A 19,631-nucleotide genomic window follows, 5' to 3' on the forward strand; every position below is an offset into this window, starting at 1 on the left:
ACGTCTTCACAACGATTTCACCGGTGAGGGGCCGGATTCGCGATCTGGACCCGCCCGACGACAAGGCCCCTTACACTCGCACTCCACGAGTGTAAGGGGCCCGGGCACACCGGATTACGCGACTGCTACGAGTTCGACGGATCTCCTGCCGACGGCGTTTGCGGCTCATCCGAATCGTCGGATGTGTCGGCCGAACCGGTATCGGCCGTCCCTGCCAGCAGGGTTTGCAGAGCGGCGGGCGTGATCCGCCGGAACGCCCGGCGCGGCCGCGACTGCTCGAGCGTGGCCACCTCGAGCGAACCGACGCCCAACGTCCGTTTCTCCTTGTCGGTGCCCTCGGGAACGGCCTTCTGCAGTGCCTGCACGGCGGTGTCGAGCGCGCTGCGCAGATCCAGACCGGACTGGTAGGTCTCCTTCAGCGCGGTCGCGATGGGATCGGTGTTGCCGCCCATCACCACGTATTCACGCTCGTCGACGATGGAACCGTCGAAGTTGATCCGGTAGAGCACCGAATTGGTGGGCTGCTCGGGATGGCCGACCTCACCGATGCAGATCTCCACCTCGTACGGTTTGAGCTGATCGGTGAAGATCGTGCCCAGCGTCGAGGCGTACACATTGGCCAGGGCCCGGCCGGTGACGTCGCGGCGGTCGTACTGGTAGCCGCGCAGATCGGCCTGCAGGATACCGCCACGACGCAGGCTCTCGAACTCGTTGTACTTGCCGACCGCGGCGAAACCGATGCGGTCGTACAGCTCGCTGATCTTGTTCAAGGTCGCCGACGGGTTCTCCGCGACGAACAACACACCCTTGTCGTACACCAACGCCACGACACTGCGTCCCCGTGCGATCCCCTTGCGCGCAAGTTCGGTCTTGTCGCGCATGATCTGTTCGGCCGACGCGTAGTACGGCAGTGTCATGCTGCAATTCCTTTCCGCATGCCCGGGCGGCCCACGTGGTTACGCTCCGCCTCCGGCCGCTGACCGTTCATGCGGTGGCACCCCCTTCTTCCGCCTCGCGCTCATCGGCCAGCGACCGCGCGATCTCCGCCAAACGCTCCTCGGGAACTTCCACCGCACCCTCGGCGTCGATCAGGACGGCCGTGGGATAGATACCGCGCAGCAGGTCCGGGCCACCGGTGGCGGTGTCGTCGTCGGACGCGTCGATCAGCGACTGCACCGCGATCCGCAGGGCCTGCTCGGCATCGAGACCGCGACTGTAGGTCTTCTTCAGCGAGGATTTGGCGAACATCGAGCCGGATCCGGTGGCCGCATAGCCGAACCGCTCCTCGGTGCGGCCGCCGACCACGTCGTAGGACACGATGCGACCGGCGTGGTCCGGATCGCCGGCCTCCTGGTCGTACCCCGCCAGGATCGGTACCGCGGCCATCCCCTGCAGCGCGGCGGGCAGATTGTCCCGCACCATCCTGGAGAGTTTGTTGGCCTTACCGTCGAAGGTCAGCGAGGTGCCCTCGATCTTCTCGTAATGCTCCAACTCCACCGCGAACAGCCGGATCATCTCGACTGCCACGCCCACCGTGCCCGCGATCCCGGCCGCGGAATAGGTGTCGGTGATGTACACCTTCTCCATATCGCGACTGGCCAGCAGGTTGCCCTGGGTCGCACGACGATCACCCGCGATCAGCGCACCGCCGCGATACGTGATCGCCACCACGGTGGTGCCGTGCGGGGCCAGATCCTGCGACGCCGCCCCACTGGGGGCGGCGTCGCCGGTGTTGCCGAATCTGTTGGCGGGCAACAGTTCCGGAGCGGACTGGCGCAGATGTTCGGTGAACGACGACAGCGCGTACCCCGTGTGGAGCCGCATGGGGTCACCTGATGTCACTGGCCGCCCTTCTGAACATATGCGCGCACGAAGTCCTCCGCGTTCTCCTCGAGTACGTCGTCGATCTCGTCGAGCAGGTCGTCGGTGTCCTCCGCCAGTTTCTCGCGGCGCTCCTGCCCCGCGGCATCGACGCCGGCAGCGTCGTCGTCCTCGTCGCCGCCACCGGCGCGCCTGGTCTGCTCTTGTGCCATAGCAGCCGACCTCCTCTGATCATCGGCGAGCACCGGATACTCCGATGCTCGTCCCTCAACACTACCCAGCAGCGCCGACAACATGCCGGATTACACCGCAATGTGCCGACGCCGCAACGTCGCAGCAGCCCGGCATCGCACCCGGTGGGATGGCGATTCGGCCGCTTCGCCGACGACTACGTGGTCAGCTGTTCCACCAGTTCGGCCGCGGTGTGCACACCGTCCAGCAGCTTGCCGACATGCGATTTGGTGCCGCGCCGGGGCTCGAGCGTGGGGATGCGCACCAGCGAATCGCCGCCCAGATCGAAGATCACCGAATCCCAGCTGGCCGCCGCGATATCGCCGCCGAACCGGCGCAGGCATTCGCCGCGGAAGTAGGCGCGGGTGTCGGTGGGCGGGTTGGTCATCGCGTCGAGCACCTGCTGCTCGCTGACCAGCCGTCGCATCGAACCGCGTGCCACCAGGCGGTTGTACAGCCCCTTGTCCAGGCGCACGTCGGAGTACTGCAGATCGACCAGATGCAGTTTCGGCGCGGCCCAGCCCAGGCCCTCGCGATTGCGGATGCCCTCGAGCAGGCGCAGCTTGGCGGGCCAGTCCAGCAGGTCGGCGCATTCCATCGGATCGCGCTCGAGCAGATCCAGTACGTGCGCCCACTTCTCCAGCAGATCGGTGACGCGGGCGTCGTCGGTGCCCTCGCGGCTGTGGTATTTACCCACCCGATCGAGGTAGATCCGTTGCAGCGCAAGGCCGGTCAGCTCGCGGCCGTCCGACAGCGCGACCGTCGCGCGCAGCGTCGGATCGTGGCTGATCGCGTGCACGGCGGTCACCGGACGCGCGAGTTGCAGATCGGTCAGATCCTCCCCCGCCTCGACCAGGTCCAGCACCAGGGCCGTGGTGCCGACCTTGAGGTAGGTCGACCATTCGGCGAGGTTGGCATCCCCGATGATGACGTGCAGCCGGCGGTACTTGTCCGCGTCGGCGTGCGGTTCGTCGCGAGTGTTGATGATGCCGCGCTTGAGCGTGGTCTCGAGACCGACCTCGACCTCGATGTAATCCGCGCGCTGGGACAGCTGGAACCCGGCCGTATCGCCCGACTGGCCGATCCCGACCCGGCCCGACCCGCAGATCACCTGCCGCGAGGCGAAGAACGGGGTGAGACCGACGATGATCTGGTTGAACGGCGTATCGCGGCTCATCAGATAGTTCTCGTGGGTGCCGTAGGAGGCGCCCTTGCCATCCACGTTGTTCTTGTACAGCTGCATCGGGGCCGCGCCCGGCACACTCGAGGCGTAGCGCGCCGCCGCCTCCATCACACGCTCACCGGCCTTGTCCCAGATCACCGCGTCCAGCGGGTCGGTGACCTCGGGGGCGGAGTATTCGGGGTGCGCGTGGTCGACGTAGAGCCGGGCCCCGTTGGTGAGAATCATGTTCGCCGCGCCGACCTCGTCGGCGTCGATCACGGGGGCGGGTCCGTTGAGGCGGCCCAGATCGAAACCACGAGCGTCGCGCAGCGGCGATTCCACCTCGTAATCCCATCGGGTGCGCTTGGCCCGTGGCACGCCCTCGGCGGCGGCGTACGCCAGCACCGCCTGTGTGGAGGTGAGAATCGGGTTGGCCGAGGGTTCGGTGGGCGTGGAGATCCCGTACTCGACCTCGATTCCGATAATGCGCTGCATGAGTTGAATCGTAACCGCGTCGCGCGGCGTCACCCGGGCGGGCGGTGCGCGGGACGGGCCACGACCGGCGGGCGGGCGGTGCGCGCCGGGCGTGTTCCGGGCGCGGCGGACAACGCGTCTGCGCAGGCCGCGGCGGATTCCGCGCCGCCGGCGGTCACCCGTATCCGCCTCCCGGTCTGCGCCGGACAGTGCGGTATCGCTCAGGACGCCGAACTCTGCGGACTGGCCAGAAGTACCGCGACAGGGGTGTCACGGGCCAGCGGAACGCCGAGACCGCGCGCATTGCCCTCGAACAGCGCCAGAACCGATTCGGTGAGCATGCCTTCGATCTGCTCGCAGGTCAGCGCCGTCGCCGAGTCCGCGCGCCAGCTGTTGACCACGCCGTCCACGAATCCGACCACACCGAAGGCCATCGGCCGCGCACTGGCCGAGTCGATACCGAACCGCGCCAGCGCGGAGGTGAACAGATCGGCCAGGCGGCCGCCGATCCGGTCCCGGGCGCCCGCGATAGCCTGCGACGAATCTCCCTGCGGCGCAATGCCATCCAGGAATCGGTGCAATCCGGGGTGCCGATCGACCCATTCGACGTAGGTACCGACCGCGCCGCGCACCGCGTCCCGCACGGTGCCGTCGACGCGCAACGCGGGCATCAACTCGTCCAGCAGCGCTTCCAGGATCCGGCGGCGAATGTGCTCGTCCAGATCGGCGCGGCCGTCGAAATGGCGATAGACGACCGGGCGCGGCAGCCGCAGCCGATCCGCGATCTGCTGTACGGAGATATCGGCGCCGCATTCCTCGATCACCTCGACCGCCGCGTCCAGCACGGCGGCGCGGCGACGTTCCTTGTGCCCGTTCCAGCGCGTACTACGGCCGTCGACACTTCTGCGCGCCTCCGGTGCGGTCCGCCGGGACGCGGACCCTCCACCGGTCTCGCTCACACCGCAACGATACCGGCCACCGATATGGCCGATACGCAATGTCTCACGAACCTTCGGCGGTTCAGAGCAGCGATCGCAGCGATTCGTCGTCCCGGGCGACCACCGCACCGCGGCTGTTCGCCACGATCGGGCGCTGAATCAGCTTCGGGTGGTGCGCCAGGGTCTCGATCCAGTGCTCGCGATCCTCGGCGGTGCGCGACCACCCGGAGATACCGAACTCCTTCGCCACATCCTCGCCGGTGCGCGTGATATCCCACGGTTCGAGACCGAGACGATCCAGCATGGTCCGGATCTCGGCCACGCTGGGCACATCCTCGAGGTAATGCCGTTCGGTATAGGAGACCCCGGCCTCGTCCAGCGCCTGCTTGGCCGCGCGGCTCTTGGAACAACGCGGGTTGTGCCAGATCTCCATCTGATCGGATGTCATGTTCGCACCCTAGCCCGGCCGGGCACGCATCCGGCAGGTCCCGCGGCCCGATCCCGGCTCGCCGTGGATCAGCCGCGACGACCGCCGCCGCTGGGCAGGAATCCGCCCGACGCGTCCCGGCCACCGTTCCGCGCACCCTGGCGATGCCGTCGCCCCGGCGCACCCGACCGATCCGCCCCGCCCGCGGGCGCGTGCCGCGAACCCGTCCACTCGTGACCGTTACGCCCGGCGCGCGCCGAACGCCCGTCCTCGGACGAATGCGCTTGCCGCACACCGGCTTCACCACGCCCCTGCTCGCCGGGCGCCTTCGCGCGCCGCCGTCCCGCGGAACCGCTCGAATGCGACTGTCGCGCATCGGGTTGCACCGCACGCGCAGGACGGTCGTCCGCTCCCCGAGCACTCGCGTTCCGCGAACCACGACCCGACTCGCCCCGAGCGCGGCCCGCGTCCGAAACATCCTGCCGGGCACCGGGTTCCACGGCGTCGCGGTTCGATGTCCGCCTCTTGCCCGAATCCGCACGCTCAGCACGCGGCACATCCGCGCGCACGCCCGAAGTCATTACCCGGTCGCGGCCACGCCGGGAACTCCTGTCGGCCCGATCCCGCTCCGCAGCCACGCTGTCGATCGCCTGCGGCACATAATCGTTCGCCATTTCGCGACGGCTGCGACGGGCATCCGGATCGGACTTCGTTCGGCGCGAGCCACTTCCGGGCTCACGCGAGATCCCGTCGACCGAACTACCCTGCGGCACAGCGCGGCTCGTTCCCACCCGACGATCCGGCAGCGAAACCGCGTCCCGGTTCGCAGCACGCCTGCGGCGGCCGCCCGTGTCGGGTGCGTGCGTCTGCCCAGCGGAGGTCGGCGCGGACTCGACCCGCCGACGACGCCCGGCCCGGTCGTTGTCCGAATCCGCCGTTCCGGCACGGCCGGCGCCGGACACTTTCGCGCCGCGGCCGTTCCGGATCGACGTATCGGATTCCGCACGGCTACCGGAACGTCGTGCCCGAGTGGAGGTTCCGCCGTTGCCCGGCGATTTCTGCGCAGCAGGCGACGGCGTGACGATCGGGGCGATGACGCCGACCAGCTCGCCGACCGCCCGCGAGTCCGCGGTGACCGACTGCGGGCGAACGCTGATGGCGGCCTTGCGCAGCAGGATCGAGGTGTCCTTGCGCTGATCGGGCAGAACCAGGGTGACCACGTCGCCCGCGCTTCCCGCCCGCGCGGTGCGGCCGGACCGGTGCAGGTAGGCCTTGTGTTCGGCAGGCGGATCCACGTGCACGACCAGTTCGACCCCGTCCACGTGCACCCCGCGTGCGGCGACGTCGGTGGCCACCAGCACCCGCGCGGTCCCCTGGGCGAAGGCCGCCAGGTTGCGGTCGCGAGCGTTCTGGGCCAGGTTCCCGTGCAGATCGACCGCCGGAATCCCTTCCGACGTCAGCGTTTTCGCGAGCTTACGAGCCTGATGCTTGGTCCGCATGAACAGGATCCGCCGGCCGCTGCCCGAGGCCAGCGCGCGGACCACGTCCTTCTTCACCGCCGGACTCGCGACCTCGAAGACGTGGTGGGTCATCGCGGCCACCGGCGAATGCGCCGCGTCCACCGAGTGCAGTACCGCATCGGGCAGGAAGCGTTTGACCAGTTTGTCCACGCCGTTGTCGAGGGTGGCCGAGAACAGCAGCCGTTGTCCGCCCGCCGGCGTCGCCGAGAGAATCCGGGTGACCCCTGGCAGAAAGCCCAGATCGGCCATGTGGTCGGCCTCATCGATCACGGTGATCCCGACGCGGCCCAGGTCCACCAGGCCCTGCCGCATCAGGTCCTCGAGCCGCCCGGGGCAGGCCACGACGATGTCCGCACCCGCCGCCAGCGCCTTGACCTGGCGATTCTGCGAAACACCGCCGAATACCGTGGTGACTCTCATCGCATATGCCGCGACCAGGGGCTCGAGCGCGGTGGCGATCTGGGTGGCGAGCTCCCGGGTCGGGGCCAGGATCAGCCCGGCGGGACGATGTGGTGCGGCGATGCCGGACAGATCACTCGCGAGGCGCGCCACGACGGGAATGGCGAATGCCAGCGTTTTGCCGCTCCCGGTTCGGCCCCGGCCCAGCACGTCGCGCCCGGTGAGAGTGTCGGGCAAGGTGCCGGCCTGAATGGGGAAGGGTGCGGCGATCCCCGCGCCCTGCAGGGCGCGTACCAGCGGAGCCGGTACGCCCAGGGCGTCGAAGGATGCGGTCACGGCAACGCCGGACGCGGATTCGGTGGGGTTCACAGGGATACCGATGTCTTTCGGGGCAGGGTGCCCGCGACGCGCTGCACTGTCGGATCGCGCGGGGGCACACGGTGGCGAGATGGCCGATGGGCCATATCGATCGCCGCAAGGAGAGCCGGTGCCACAGCGCGGGTACGCGGTGAAAGCAATCTACGACGTCGGATGCGGGCGAACCGCATCCGACGATCATGGTAGCCCACCCATAGCCCCGCGACGATTCGGTGTAGCGATCGTCACCAATTTTTCTGCCCATCGGGCAATTTTTCTCGCCGAGCATCCTTGCCTGGTGGGCAATTTTCTGCCAGACTGGATGCATGGCCGACGAACAGCCCCTCGGGCTCCGGGAACGCAAGAAGCTCGACACCCGCAAGGCGCTGAGCGATGCGGCGCTCGAGCTGATGTTCGAACGCGGCCTGGAAAACGTTGTCCGAGAGGACATCGCGGCGCGGGCCGGAGTCTCGGTCCGCACCTTCAACAACTATTTCTCCAGTAAGTTCGAGGCCCTGGCCTACCGGCAGATCGAGCGTCTGCGGCGGGGCGCTGATCTGCTGCGCGAGCGCCCCGCCGAGGAACCGCTCTGGACCGCGATCACCGAGTCGGTGCTCGCCCCGTTCGAGGCCGACGGCGTCGGGTGGGGCCCGCCCACCCGCGAGATACTGGCCGAGAACCGCAAACTGCTCGCATCGCCGGAGATGTTCGCCGCCTTCGTGCACGGCACGGGCGACGAACTGGTCACCGCGGTGGCCGCCCGCACCGGCACCACGCCGGCCGACCTGTATCCGAAACTCGTTGCGGCAGCGGTCAATGCCGCCTGCACCGCCGCGATCGACGTCTACGTCCACGCCGACCCGCCCGAGATCGTCACCACGATCCTGCGCCGGGCCCTGACCGAACTGTCCCGGGGGCTGCCGGACCCGAGCGTCTGAGCCGCCGGTCACCGAAATCCACACAGCGGTAGCGCATTCGGCGCTTCCGTGATTCGCCGCACCCTTCTCCATGGAGAAGGCGCCTATATCGACAGGGGTTGATCTCGTCATGTCCGAAACAACAACCGGCGTCATCATTTCCGGCGCCGGGCCGAACGGCCTCATGCTCGCCTGCGAACTCGCCCTGGCGGGGGTCGAGCCGATCGTGCTGGACCCGCTCGCGGGCCCGAGTCCCGAACCCAAGGCGAACGGCCTGATCGGACAGGTGGTCCGGATGATGGATATCCGGGGCCTGTTCGCCCCCAACGAATTCGAGATCTTCGATTCGTCCCGGACCGAACATCCCGAGCCCATGCCCCACTACATGTTCAGCGGCCTGCCCTTGGATTTGACCGCGGTGCGGCACAATCCGATGTACGGCTGGTCGATACCCCAGCCCCGCCTGATCGAACTGCTCGCCGCCCGCGCCGAGGAACTCGGCGTGCGGATCCGGTGGGGGCATCAGCTCACCGGCTTCGATACCGACGGCGAACAGACCGTCGCGATGGTGGCCGGGCCCTCGGGCACGTACCGGATCACCACCCGATACCTGGTCGGCGCGGACGGCGGAAAGAGCCTGGTGCGCAAGCAACTCGGAATCGCCTTCCAGGGTACCAGCGCCGATGACCGAATCACTCGCTTCGCCCATGCCCACGTCCCGGCCGAGCTGCGGACCGAGGACGGCGGGATCGAGATTCCGGGTGCCGGTCGATTCGCCTTCGGGCACAACCGAGTCGAGCGCGGCATGTTCGTCTATGCGGAGATCATTCCCGGACGTCCGATGATCGGCGCGAGCGAGTACGGTTGCGATCCCGTCTCGAACGACGAGCCGGTGACATTCGACGAGGTGCACCGGGCGGTCGAGCGCGTCCTGGGCGTTCCGGTGCCGATCACGCCGCCCGAGGGGCCGGGCCCACATGCGTTGCGTCGCACGGTCGGTCAGAACACCCTGCTCGCCGAGCACTATCGGCAGGGCGGCGTATTGCTGCTGGGAGACTCCGCCCATGTCCATTCGGCGATGGGCGGGCCCGGCCTGAATCTGGGCTTGCAGGATGCGATCAATCTGGGCTGGAAGCTCGCCGCCGTGGTGCGTGGTGACGCGCCCGAGGATCTGCTGGATACCTATGAGAGCGAACGCCATCCGGTTGCCGAGCGGGTCATGATGCACAGCCTGTCGCAGACCGCGCTGATCGCGCCCGGCCCCGAGGTGACCGCACTGCGTGAACTCTTCGGCGAACTCATGCAGCTGCCCGAGGTCGCGAACCATCTCGCGAATCTGCTTGCCGGGTCCGATGTCCGGTACGCGGTCGGCGACGATCACCCGCTGTCCGGCCGCCTGGTGCCCGAGTTCACCGTGACGACCGAGGCCGGGCCGGCGCGGGTGGCGGAGCTGCTGCGCCCGGCACGTCCGATCCTGCTGGATCTGACCGGCACCGTGGCCGGGCACGCACGCGAATGGGCCGATCGGGTCGAAATCGTCACCGCCACCGCGGGCGACGCGCCCGCCGTGGCCCTGCTGGTCCGTCCGGACGGTTATGTCGCTTGGGCGGCAAGCGATTCCGAGATCGACACCGATGCGCTGCGGCGGGCGCTGACCCGCTGGTTCGGGCCCGCCCGCGCGCTGGCCGGGGTGACCGACTGATGCACAGACATATCCACTGCGGACTGTGACCAGCGCTCGCGCCGGTCGGTGCGGTTCCGGATCGTCCCGTTCCCGGGTTCCCCAGGGAATCCGAGCCGGGCGTCCAGTTCTCCGGCCGGCGCGAACTGGCTCCGCGACGCGGCTTCGGACCACCGACCGCGACGACCACAGCGCCCGTCCGGTGGTGTGCCGAAGGAGCCGAAATCACGGCTCGGGGCCGTAGACCGGCGGTAGCTGGCTCGGCCGAGCTGATCCGATGCGCTTGCCTGCCAATATCTATCGGCGAGCAGGATGACATGGGATCGTTCGGCCGGGTCAGCCCCTGGCAAGCACGAGTGGCCGCGTCGTCGAACCGGTCCAGCCGAATCGGCCGTAGAGCTGGATCCGGACCGCTTCGCGCGACGGCATGGTCCGGTCCGCCGAGCGCCACGGCGTCACGTTCAGGATCAGCATCGCGGCCGAAACCCCGAGTGCGACAAGGACTCTGGTCAGCGACCACCGCCACACCGAACATATCCACCCGAGCGGCGGAGACACCCACCGCACCGACCGCAATCACCGGCCCGTATATACCCACCAGGTAGTGCACCCGCCCCTCGGCGATCATCACGCCGGGCAGGAGCAGCGCCACACCGAGAAAGCCGCCGCGAAACGGGCATCGGTTGCGCGCTCCACCATACCGATCCTCGCGAGCACTCCGGCTGAGCCGAAACTTCGCCGAGCCGAAACAGGTTCGCTACCAAGTCAATCCGATGTCCCGGCTGCCGCTCGGACGTCCTGCGGACCGCTTACGCCACGGGGCGCGCCTCGACATAGCAGTCCGCGGACAGCGTGTGCAGCATCTGCCGCACACCGATCGGGGCCCAGCCGACCTGCGGATCGTGCCGCACGACCGGATCGGTGAGCGCGATGGTGTGCCCGTCGAGTTCGAGTTCGAATTCACCGGCGGCCAGAATGTTCTTGAGCCAGTCGACATCCCGGCCGTAGCTGAGCGCGATGCGATACGCGCCGTCACGGCTGAACACCGTCACGGGCGTGTGGTACTCGCGCCCCGAATTGCGACCCCGATGCACGAGCACCCCCAGTCCGGGCATCCGCCCGGCGACCAGGCCCGCGACCGGATTGGTAACCCGCCGGTTGAACCTGGCCAAGGCCCGCGGCAACGGCATCGTCATCCCCTTCCCGAAATTCCTGCGCCCACAGGCTACGCGCGAACCTCCATCGCCGCGCGCCATGATCGAAAACAGCCGAGGGGCGAATCCCGCTCGAGTCGCCGTCGGCGGTAGCTGATCAGCGCCGCACACCCAGGCGCCTCTTGCTCTCCGATCGGTTCGCCGCCACTCTCGGCTTCTCAGATCCTGCCCGGAATCGCCTCACCACGGGAATTCCACCGCCTCCCTGGCACATTCGGGTACGAACCGGCATACCGGGCGCAACCGGGCCGGAGCGGCGACATCAGCGTGACCCGGTCAACCTCACGGCGAGCCGCACCAGGAAAACGCGCACGCCACGGCCGATACCGCCACCTGAATCCGGGACAACGCCGGCCTACCCGCGTACGAATCGGATGCGGCGGCCGGGCCGAGCCTGGGCGAGGGCGTCGACATCGGCGTCGAGAACCGTGGCGATCACCGGGTAGCCGCCGGTGATGGGATGGTCGGCCAGCAATACCACCGGCCGGCCCGACGGTGGTACCTGAATCGCCCCCAGAGGCATTCCCTCGGTGGGGAGTTCGGCGTCGTCGACTCTGGTCAACGGCGGACGGTCCGGATCGCCCTCGAGCCGGATGCCCACACGGTCGGTATCGGGACTCACCCGCCAGTACCCGGCGAAAAGGTTTTCGGGACGGCGGTACCAGTCCTCGCGCGGCCCGAGCAGCGCCCGGACGCTCAGCGTCTCGTCGGTCAGCGGCGCGACCGGGGCGATGTCGACCTCCGGCCACCGCCGCGGCGGGGCTCCCACTGGGAGGATGTCCGAGGCCCGCAGCGGCTCGGGTCCGATTCCGGCGAGCGTGTCCCGGCTGCGGGAGCCGAGCACCGGCGGCACCTCGATGCCGCCGCGGACCGCGACGTAGCTGCGCATACCGGTCGCGGACGTGCCGAGTGTCAGGCGCTGGCCGGGTCGCGGGCGCAGAACCGAGGAGTGCGCGGCCGGACGGCCGCCGAGCGTGATCGGCGCCGGTGCGCCGGTGACCGCGACGACAGCGGGTGCTCCGAACTCCAGGACCAACCCACCCAGCAGGCATTCGATCGCGGCGGCGGATTCGTCGTTGCCGACCAGGCGGTTGGCCAGTGTGCACGAGCGGCGGTCGGCCGCTCCGGAAACGCCGACACCGGCATGGAACCATCCCGGCCGGCCGGAATCTTGAATGGTGCTGAACATGCCGGGCTCGACCACGCGCAGCGCGGGCGCCATCGAGCCGTCCGGGCTCGCGGGGTGCAGCAGCGAGACGGACCGGGTCATGCGGCGCTCTCCAGCGCGGTGAAGCGCACCCGGGTGCCGGGCCGCAACAGCGCGGGCTCGGGCCGATCGAGATCCCAGAGCGTCACCGCCGTGCTGCCGATGATCCGCCAGCCACCGGGCGAACTGCGCGGGTAGACGGCGCTGTACCCGGCGGCCAGCGCGACGGACCCGGCCGGTACCGACGTGCGCGACTGCCCGCGGCGCGGCACCGTCAGCTCCGCGCCGGGGGCTTCGAGATATCCGAATCCCGGTGCGAAGCCGATGAAGGCGCAGCGCCACGACGCGGCGGTGTGCCGGGCGATCAACTCCGGCGGGGAGATCCCGAGCAGGTCCGCGGTCTCGGCCAGGTCGGCGCCGTCATAGCGCACCGGGATCTCTACTGCCGCAGCATCTTTCACATCGAGGGCGGCTTGTTCCGGCACGGCGGCGAACGCTGCGCGCAGCCGTCTGACCACGACCGCCGGATCGACACCGGGCTCGAGTGTGACCAGTATCGTGCGGGCGGCCGGAAGCACGTCACGCACGCCCGGGACCGGGTCGTCCCGCAGCCGGTCGATGAAGCCCGGCAGATCGGCCCGATCGGACGGTTCGGCCAATAGAGCCCGGTCCCCGGCCTGCCGTACCGTCAGCCCGGCTTGCTTCACCGCCTCGGTGCTCATGTGAAAGCCCGAAGCTCGACACCCCGCTCGGTCAGCGTGCCGCGGATCGCCCGCGCCATCGCGACCGCGCCGGGCGAATCACCGTGTACGCACAGGCTGCGCGCCGGCACCGCGACCGGCGCACCGTCCACATCCCGGGCCTTGCCGTCCGTGGCGATCGAAACAGCCTGCGCCAGAGCCGATTCCGAATCCAGGACGCTCCCGGGGCGGCTTCTGGGCACCAGCGTACCCGCCGGAGTGTAGGCCCGGTCGGCGAATCCCTCGGCGTGGAAGCCGATTCCGGCCGCCGCCGCTGCCGCTTCGAACTCACTTCCGGGCAGCCCCAGCAGGCTCAGACCGCCGTAGGTTGCCACCGCCGCCGCGATCGCCTGCGCGATCTCCGGATCTTCGGCAGCCGAATTATACAGCGCGCCATGCGGTTTCACATATCGCACCCGATCACCGGCGGCACGAGCGAAGCCGTCCAGGGCGCCGATCTGATACAGGCATTCGTCGGTAAGCTGCCGCGCCGGCATGGAGATCGCTCGCCGCCCGAAGCCGGCCAGATCACGGTAGGAGATGTGCGCGCCGATACGCACCCCGCGTTCGACGGCCGTCGCACAACTCCGGCGCATGATCGACGGATCCCCGGCATGAAATCCGCAGGCGATATTGGCGCTGGTCACGACCTCCAGCAGAGCATCGTCCTCCCCCATCGACCAGGCGCCGAATCCCTCCCCGAGATCGCTGTTGAGATCGATCGTCACGGCCGCCTCCTTCATCCGATCCCACCACCTCACATCAGCGGGTGGTGACCGACAGCCCGCTCATCATGCCTCTCGGAATCCTCCGAGACGAACTGCGGCGAGAGTTCCAGTGTATATATGCTCACCCGGCGAAAACCGACTTCCGACGAGGACGAAACGATGGGCGAGGTGATCGCGGTCTATGACCGCGCCGGGCAGGAGATCGACAGCGCCGAACGTTCGGCGGTCTACGCGCGCGGGCTCTGGCACGCCAGCGCGGGCGTTCTGGTGCGATCCGGCGACGGCGAGCGCGTGTACGTACACCGCCGCACCGACACCAAGGCCGTCTTCGCCGGGATGCACGACTGCCTGGCCGGCGGAGTGCTCGGACCGGGTGAGGATCCGGCCGCGGCCGCGGTGCGCGAACTCGGCGAGGAACTGGGAATCACCCTCGGCGACAACGTTTCTCGTCCCGTCCTTCGAGCGCGCGTCAGCTGGGACGGCGAATGGCTCGGCACGCCCATGCGATGCCACCTGTACGCCTACGAGATCCGGTACGACGGGCCGATCCGGCACCAGCCGGAGGAGATCGCCGACGGCTGGTGGTGGACCGACGCGCAACTGCGCGCCCACCTGGACGACCCGGCATGGCCGTTCGCCCCCGACACGCGCGTGCTGATCGGGAACCTGCTGCGTTCCTGACTCACCGCACGAAGGAGTCGGACACCGTCAGCACGTCGTCCAGAATCTCCATCCCCGTACGCAATTCGTCCGCCGAGGTGGTCAGGGGCGGCGCGATCTGCAGTCGATTCGCGGCGACGAACGGCCACAGTCCGCGCTCCTTGGCCGCGGCGGTGACGCGGTTCATCGGTTCCGCGGCGGCGCCACTGGCGGCAAAGGGAATCAGCGGCTCCCGGGTATCCGGATCACGGACCAGCTCGAGTGCCCAGAAGAATCCCATACCGCGCGCCTCGCCGACCGATGGATGCCGAGAAGCCAACTCGCGCAACCCTTTTCCGAGTACATCGGAGCCGACCGAACGCACGTGGTCCAGAATGCCCTCCCGCTCGAAGACCTCGATGGAGGCCACCCCCGCCGCGCACGCCAGCGGATGTCCCGCATAGGTGAGCCCGCCCGGGTACACCGTGTCGTCGTACCGGGCCGCGATCGGCTCGGCGATGAGAACCCCGCCGAGCGGCACATAACCCGAGTTCACTCCCTTGGCGAAGGTGATCAGATCCGGCGCGACATCGAAGGCCCGCACCGCGAACCATTCACCCACGCGGCCGAATCCGACCATCACCTCGTCGGCGATGTAGACGATTCCGAACTCGTCGCACAGCTCGCGGACACCGGCCAGATATCCCGGCGGCGGCACCAGCACGCCATTCGTACCAACCACCGATTCCAGGATCAGCCCCGCGATATGTTGCGGGCCTTCGAGTTCGATCACCTGACGCAGATGCCGCAGCGCCGCGGCGGTCTCCTCCTCGGGGGTGGCGGTCTGCCAGGCGGAACGATACGGGTACGGCCCGAAGAACCGGACCACGTCCACATTGGTGGGCTCGGCACCCCAGCGCCGCGGCTCACCGGTCAGGCCGATCGCCACGCCCGTACCGCCGTGATAGGACCGGTAGGCCGAGAGCATCTTGGTCCGCCCGGTGTAGCTGCGGGCCAGTCGCACCGCGTGCTCGATCGCCTCGGCGCCGCCGGTGGTGAACAACACCCGGTTCAGCCGGCCGGGCGCACGTTCGACGATCAACCGCGCCAGCTCGCTGCGCACCTCGTTGCCCACGGTCGGCGAGATGGTCGTCAACGTCCCGGCCTGCGCCACGATCGCGGCCACCACGTCCGGGTGTTGATGACCGATGTTGACATTGACCAGTTGGGACGAGAAATCCAGATAACGCTTGCCGTCGGCGTCCCAGAACCAGGATCCCGAAGCTCCCGTGACCGGAACGGGATCCACCTTCGCCTGCGCACTCCACGGATAGAAGACGTGGTCCACCGGCAACCTCCCTCGTCGGGCCGCCGCACGCGAGCCGTTTCCGCCGCACGCACGGCACACTCCTGCCCGTGATCAAACCAGATCAGCGGGCACGTCGTCCCGGGTTCGCCGCGATCGCCGGCATTCCGGGTGTTTCCGTTTCGACCGCCGAGACAACGGGTACCAGTCAGCGCAACGGACGGTCCGGCCGCTCACGCGGACATTCCTCGACCACCGTGGCAAGATGCGCGGCAACCTGCCGCATCCGATGTTATGAAGGAGTCACCCCCCGGTGAACAGTGTTCCGCAGCACCCGCAGCTCGACGACGATCGGCCGTCGCGCCGAATTCACTTCCGGCGCAATATGGTACGGCGAATCGGCCTCGTCGCGGCCGGTCTGTCGCTGGCACTGTTCGGCACCGGGCAGGCGCTCGCCGCGCCTGCTCCCCTGCACACGGGGGCACCCGGTTGTATGAACGCCGCGCCGGGCAAGTCCAACGGCAAGCAGTGGCCCGCCGAACCGGGCATGACGATCAACCAGAAGGCCACGTACACCGCGAACCTGGAAACCAACTGCGGCACCATCACCGCCCAGCTCGACGCCGCGAAGGCGCCCCGGACGGTCAACTCCTTCGTCTTCCTCGCCGGACAACAGTTCTTCGACCACACCCGCTGCCACCGCCTGACCACCGAGGGCATCTTCGTACTCCAGTGCGGCGATCCGACCGGCACCGGCCGCGGCGGCCCCGGCTACAAGTTCCCCGACGAGAACCTCGCCGGCGCGACGTACCCCGCGGGCACCCTCGCGATGGCCAACGCCGGACCGAACACCAACGGCAGCCAGTTCTTCCTGGTCTACAAGAACTCCCAGCTCCCGCCCAACTACACCCCGTTCGGCCACATCACCGGCGGCACGGATGTCCTGCAGAACATCGCCGCGGGCGGCACCAGGGATCACTCCGGCGACGGCGCACCGGCCACCGATATCGTCCTGCAGTCGGTCACCACCCACTCCTGACCCGGACGCTGCCGGATCCGATCGGTCGGGTCCGGCAGACGCAGTCCCGGCAGCGCACCGCACCTGCAACTTCAGCAGGCGCGGTGCGCTTTTCCATGAATCAATGCGTCGCCGGAGCACGCCCCGGAATGTGTCGTCGCAGTCGGCGACAAAGGGCTGCAACCTCCGAAGAGGTTGCAGCCCTTCGCGTTTTGCTGATTACAGGTACTGACCGGTGTTCGACTCGGTGTCGATCGCCCGGCTCGCACTGGCGTTCTTGCCGGTGACCAGCGTGCGGATGTAGACGATCCGCTCGCCCTTCTTACCCGAGATGCGAGCCCAGTCATCGGGATTCGTGGTGTTGGGCAGGTCCTCGTTCTCGGAGAACTCGTCCACGATCGAATCGAACAGATGCTGGATGCGCAGGCCCGGGTTGCCGGTGTCGAGCACGGACTTGATCGCGTACTTCTTCGAGCGGTCCACGATGTTCTGGATCATGGCGCCGGAGTTGAAGTCCTTGAAGTACAGAACTTCCTTGTCGCCGTTGGCGTAGGTGACCTCCAGGAACCGGTTGTCCTCGCTCTCGGCGTACATGCGGTCGACGACCCGTTCGATCATCGTCTGCACGCACTTGGCCCGATCGCCGCCGAATTCGGCGAGATCGTCGGCGTGCACCGGCAGCGTCTCGGTGAGGTACTTGGAGAAGATGTCCTGTGCGGCCTCGGCGTCCGGGCGCTCGATCTTGATCTTCACATCGAGGCGTCCGGGGCGCAGGATGGCCGGGTCGATCATGTCCTCGCGGTTGGACGCACCGATCACGATGACGTTCTCCAGGCCCTCCACACCGTCGATCTCCGACAGCAGCTGCGGCACGACGGTGGTCTCCACGTCCGAGGAGACGCCCGAACCGCGGGTGCGGAAGATCGAGTCCATCTCGTCGAAGAACACGATCACCGGAGTGCCTTCGGAGGCCTTCTCCCGCGCCCGCTGGAAGATGATCCGGATGTGCCGCTCGGTCTCGCCGACGAACTTGTTCAGCAGTTCCGGACCCTTGATGTTGAGGAAGAACGACTTGGCTTCCTTGGCGTCCTCACCGCGGGCCTCGGCGATCTTCTTCGCCAGCGAGTTGGCGACCGCCTTCGCGATCAGCGTCTTACCGCATCCGGGCGGACCGTAGAGCAGCACACCCTTGGGCGGGCGCAGCGCGTATTCGCGGAACAAATCCTTGTGCAGGAAGGGCAGCTCCACCGCATCGCGAATCTGCTCGATCTGGCGCGAGAGACCGCCGATGTCCTCGTAGCCGACGTCCGGCACCTCCTCGAGGACCAGATCCTCGACCTCGGCCTTGGGGATGCGTTCGAAGGCGAAACCGGCCTTGGTGTCGACCAGCAGCGAATCGCCCGCACGCAGGCGGCGCACCGGACGATCGGGATCGTCCACGTCGTCGACATCCACCAGGGCGGCGAGCGGGCCGGAAAGCCACACCACCCGCTCCTCGTCGGCATGACCGACCACCAGGGCCCGGCGGCCGTCGTCGAGGACCTCGCGCAGGGTGCCGAGCTCACCGGTCTGGTCGAAGTTGCCGGCCTCCACGACGGTCAGCGCCTCGTTCAGCCGCACGCTCTGGCCGTAGTGCAGTTCCGAGGTGTCGATATTGGGCGAACAGGTCAGCCGCATCTTGCGCCCGGAGGTGTAGACATCGACCGTCTGATCGTCGAACACGCTGATCAGGATGCCGTAGCCACTCGGTGGCTGCCCCAGCCGATCGACCTCCTCGCGCAGGGCGACCAACTGCTGGCGCGCCTCTTTGAGCGTGTCCATCAGCTTGGTGTTGCGAATCGTCAGCGAATCTACGCGCGCTTCCAATTCTCTTGTACGATCCGGCGAGTCGGCGAGTTGCCTCCGGAGTGCAGCCGCCTCGGCGCGTACCGCCTCGAGCTCTCTCCAGGCCGCCGAATCCGAATTCTCGATGGGGCTCATGATGCTGCTCCTCCCAGTCCCGGTCTATCAACGCTACCGGGCCCGAACCGTTCTCGCTTTCCGACATGGTTTCGTCGTGATCACATCTGGGCTGCGTGGTGCGGCTGGTCGGGCGCTCGTGCCGTTGTTGACCCGCCGCTTCCGGCGCGTTGATCGCCGGACCCGAGCCGAGTGATGCGGACCGATGCTCCTTTCACCGGTCGTACTGTTGTAGCAGTAACGCCACGCGGACCGTATCTGTTTCCGTGGCTGACGCGTTCGCGGCCCGGAGCGTTACCGACCATCACAGCATCGACCACCGACACATTCGGCCCGAATCGCTCCAGCACACAGGATCAATACCCGATGATCACCCACGCCAACAATTAGGCTACCCTTAGTTTTCTTGTTCGGACACAGATTGAAAGGCATTCGCTTCATATGCTTGCCCAGACCCGCGGCCGTATCGCCACCAGAACTCTTCGCACCGCTGTGACCAGCGTATTCGCCGCGGCGGCAGTGGCCGGCGGCACCGCGATCGCCGCCGCCGACGCCCCCGCGCCCGCTCCCAGCGAGCTGCAGAGCGGCCTGGATCAGTTCGTCGACCCGGGCATCCCGGCCGCCGCCAAGACCAAGCTGATCGTCGGCGGCGACCGGCGCGAGCGCAACATCGAGACGATGAACAAGGGCCTGGCCAACTACGGCAAGGTCGGATTCACCGTCTCCGACGTGCGCACCAAGGGCGACACCGCCGATGCCCGGGTCGCGATCGTCTCGCCGCACGGCACCATGCCGGGCGTCCCGATGACCTGGCAGCACACCGCCGCGGGCTGGCAGATCTCCGACGGCACCGCGTGTGTGATCCTGGCCATGGGCAAAGCGCCCTGCTGACC

19 protein-coding genes are annotated in these 19,631 nt (G+C 68.1%); 5 read left to right on the top strand and 14 right to left on the bottom strand.

The window, feature by feature from the left end; all coding sequences use genetic code 11:
* Positions 1-125 precede the first annotated feature (125 nt).
* The 7 genes from prcA to AC5WS7_RS09415 all read right to left on the bottom strand — a co-directional run bounded on the left by prcA (position 126) and on the right by AC5WS7_RS09415 (position 7,341).
* Positions 126-917, bottom strand: a complete 792-nt coding sequence (gene prcA / locus AC5WS7_RS09385) for a proteasome subunit alpha (RefSeq protein ID WP_495954023.1) — start codon at positions 915-917, stop codon at positions 126-128.
* Positions 918-984: 67 nt separating this feature from the next.
* On the bottom strand, positions 985-1,824 hold the full coding sequence (gene prcB, locus AC5WS7_RS09390) for a proteasome subunit beta (protein ID WP_495954024.1): 840 nt from the start codon (positions 1,822-1,824) through the stop codon (positions 985-987).
* 14 nt (positions 1,825-1,838) lie between these two features.
* On the bottom strand, positions 1,839-2,033 hold the full coding sequence (locus AC5WS7_RS09395; RefSeq protein ID WP_040823079.1) for a ubiquitin-like protein Pup: 195 nt from the start codon (positions 2,031-2,033) through the stop codon (positions 1,839-1,841).
* A gap of 176 nt (positions 2,034-2,209) precedes the next feature.
* A complete protein-coding gene (gene dop, locus AC5WS7_RS09400) occupies positions 2,210-3,709 on the bottom strand; it encodes a depupylase/deamidase Dop (protein ID WP_495954025.1) in 1,500 nt (499 codons plus the stop codon).
* Between the two features lie 200 nt (positions 3,710-3,909).
* Positions 3,910-4,647: a TetR/AcrR family transcriptional regulator gene (locus AC5WS7_RS09405; RefSeq protein ID WP_495954026.1), complete on the bottom strand. Its 738-nt coding sequence runs from the start codon at positions 4,645-4,647 to the stop codon at positions 3,910-3,912.
* Positions 4,648-4,708: 61 nt separating this feature from the next.
* Positions 4,709-5,074: an arsenate reductase family protein gene (locus AC5WS7_RS09410; protein ID WP_495954027.1), complete on the bottom strand. Its 366-nt coding sequence runs from the start codon at positions 5,072-5,074 to the stop codon at positions 4,709-4,711.
* A gap of 68 nt (positions 5,075-5,142) precedes the next feature.
* Positions 5,143-7,341: a DEAD/DEAH box helicase gene (locus tag AC5WS7_RS09415; protein WP_495954028.1), complete on the bottom strand. Its 2,199-nt coding sequence runs from the start codon at positions 7,339-7,341 to the stop codon at positions 5,143-5,145.
* A gap of 314 nt (positions 7,342-7,655) precedes the next feature.
* Here AC5WS7_RS09415 and AC5WS7_RS09420 point away from each other — a divergent pair, with 314 nt between their 5' ends.
* Both AC5WS7_RS09420 and AC5WS7_RS09425 read left to right on the top strand, forming a co-directional pair.
* Positions 7,656-8,267, top strand: a complete 612-nt coding sequence (locus tag AC5WS7_RS09420; RefSeq protein ID WP_495954029.1) for a TetR/AcrR family transcriptional regulator — start codon at positions 7,656-7,658, stop codon at positions 8,265-8,267.
* Positions 8,268-8,376: 109 nt separating this feature from the next.
* Complete coding sequence (locus AC5WS7_RS09425) at positions 8,377-9,948, top strand: FAD-dependent monooxygenase (protein ID WP_495954030.1); 1,572 nt, start codon at positions 8,377-8,379, stop codon at positions 9,946-9,948.
* A gap of 315 nt (positions 9,949-10,263) precedes the next feature.
* Here the strand turns inward: AC5WS7_RS09425 and AC5WS7_RS09430 are convergent, their stop codons facing one another.
* The 5 genes from AC5WS7_RS09430 to AC5WS7_RS09450 form a co-directional block, all read right to left on the bottom strand.
* A complete protein-coding gene (locus AC5WS7_RS09430; protein ID WP_495954031.1) occupies positions 10,264-10,485 on the bottom strand; it encodes a hypothetical protein in 222 nt (73 codons plus the stop codon).
* 251 nt (positions 10,486-10,736) lie between these two features.
* Entirely contained in the window at positions 10,737-11,117 is a 381-nt protein-coding gene (locus AC5WS7_RS09435; RefSeq protein WP_495954032.1) for a nitroreductase family deazaflavin-dependent oxidoreductase, read from the bottom strand.
* Positions 11,118-11,496: 379 nt separating this feature from the next.
* Positions 11,497-12,363 carry a 5-oxoprolinase subunit C family protein gene (locus AC5WS7_RS09440; RefSeq protein ID WP_495954515.1) on the bottom strand — a complete coding sequence of 289 codons (867 nt, stop codon included), beginning with the start codon at positions 12,361-12,363 and terminating at the stop codon, positions 11,497-11,499.
* A gap of 44 nt (positions 12,364-12,407) precedes the next feature.
* The gene (locus AC5WS7_RS09445) at positions 12,408-13,070 is read right to left on the bottom strand and encodes a 5-oxoprolinase subunit B family protein (RefSeq protein WP_495954033.1); all 663 of its coding nucleotides are present in this window, start codon (positions 13,068-13,070) and stop codon (positions 12,408-12,410) included.
* Entirely contained in the window at positions 13,067-13,816 is a 750-nt protein-coding gene (locus AC5WS7_RS09450) for a LamB/YcsF family protein (RefSeq protein ID WP_495954034.1), read from the bottom strand. The genes AC5WS7_RS09445 and AC5WS7_RS09450 overlap by 4 nt, the downstream gene beginning before the upstream one ends.
* 159 nt (positions 13,817-13,975) lie before the next feature.
* Between AC5WS7_RS09450 and AC5WS7_RS09455 the strand changes: the two genes are divergently transcribed.
* The gene (locus AC5WS7_RS09455; RefSeq protein WP_495954035.1) at positions 13,976-14,497 is read left to right on the top strand and encodes an NUDIX hydrolase; all 522 of its coding nucleotides are present in this window, start codon (positions 13,976-13,978) and stop codon (positions 14,495-14,497) included.
* Position 14,498: 1 nt separating this feature from the next.
* On the opposite strand, the gene AC5WS7_RS09460 is transcribed toward AC5WS7_RS09455, so the two are convergent.
* On the bottom strand, positions 14,499-15,803 hold the full coding sequence (locus AC5WS7_RS09460) for an aspartate aminotransferase family protein (protein WP_495954036.1): 1,305 nt from the start codon (positions 15,801-15,803) through the stop codon (positions 14,499-14,501).
* A gap of 271 nt (positions 15,804-16,074) precedes the next feature.
* On the opposite strand from AC5WS7_RS09460, the gene AC5WS7_RS09465 reads away from it, so the two are divergent.
* Positions 16,075-16,800, top strand: a complete 726-nt coding sequence (locus AC5WS7_RS09465; protein ID WP_495954037.1) for a peptidylprolyl isomerase — start codon at positions 16,075-16,077, stop codon at positions 16,798-16,800.
* A gap of 198 nt (positions 16,801-16,998) precedes the next feature.
* Here the strand turns inward: AC5WS7_RS09465 and arc are convergent, their stop codons facing one another.
* A complete protein-coding gene (gene arc, locus AC5WS7_RS09470; RefSeq protein ID WP_495954038.1) occupies positions 16,999-18,759 on the bottom strand; it encodes a proteasome ATPase in 1,761 nt (586 codons plus the stop codon).
* A 471-nt stretch (positions 18,760-19,230) separates the two neighbouring features.
* Here arc and AC5WS7_RS09475 point away from each other — a divergent pair, with 471 nt between their 5' ends.
* Positions 19,231-19,629 carry an MTB12 C-terminal domain-containing protein gene (locus AC5WS7_RS09475; protein ID WP_495954039.1) on the top strand — a complete coding sequence of 133 codons (399 nt, stop codon included), beginning with the start codon at positions 19,231-19,233 and terminating at the stop codon, positions 19,627-19,629.
* The last annotated feature ends 2 nt before the right edge of the window (positions 19,630-19,631 follow it).

This window comes from Nocardia sp. PLKS1-43 (assembly GCF_059510335.1).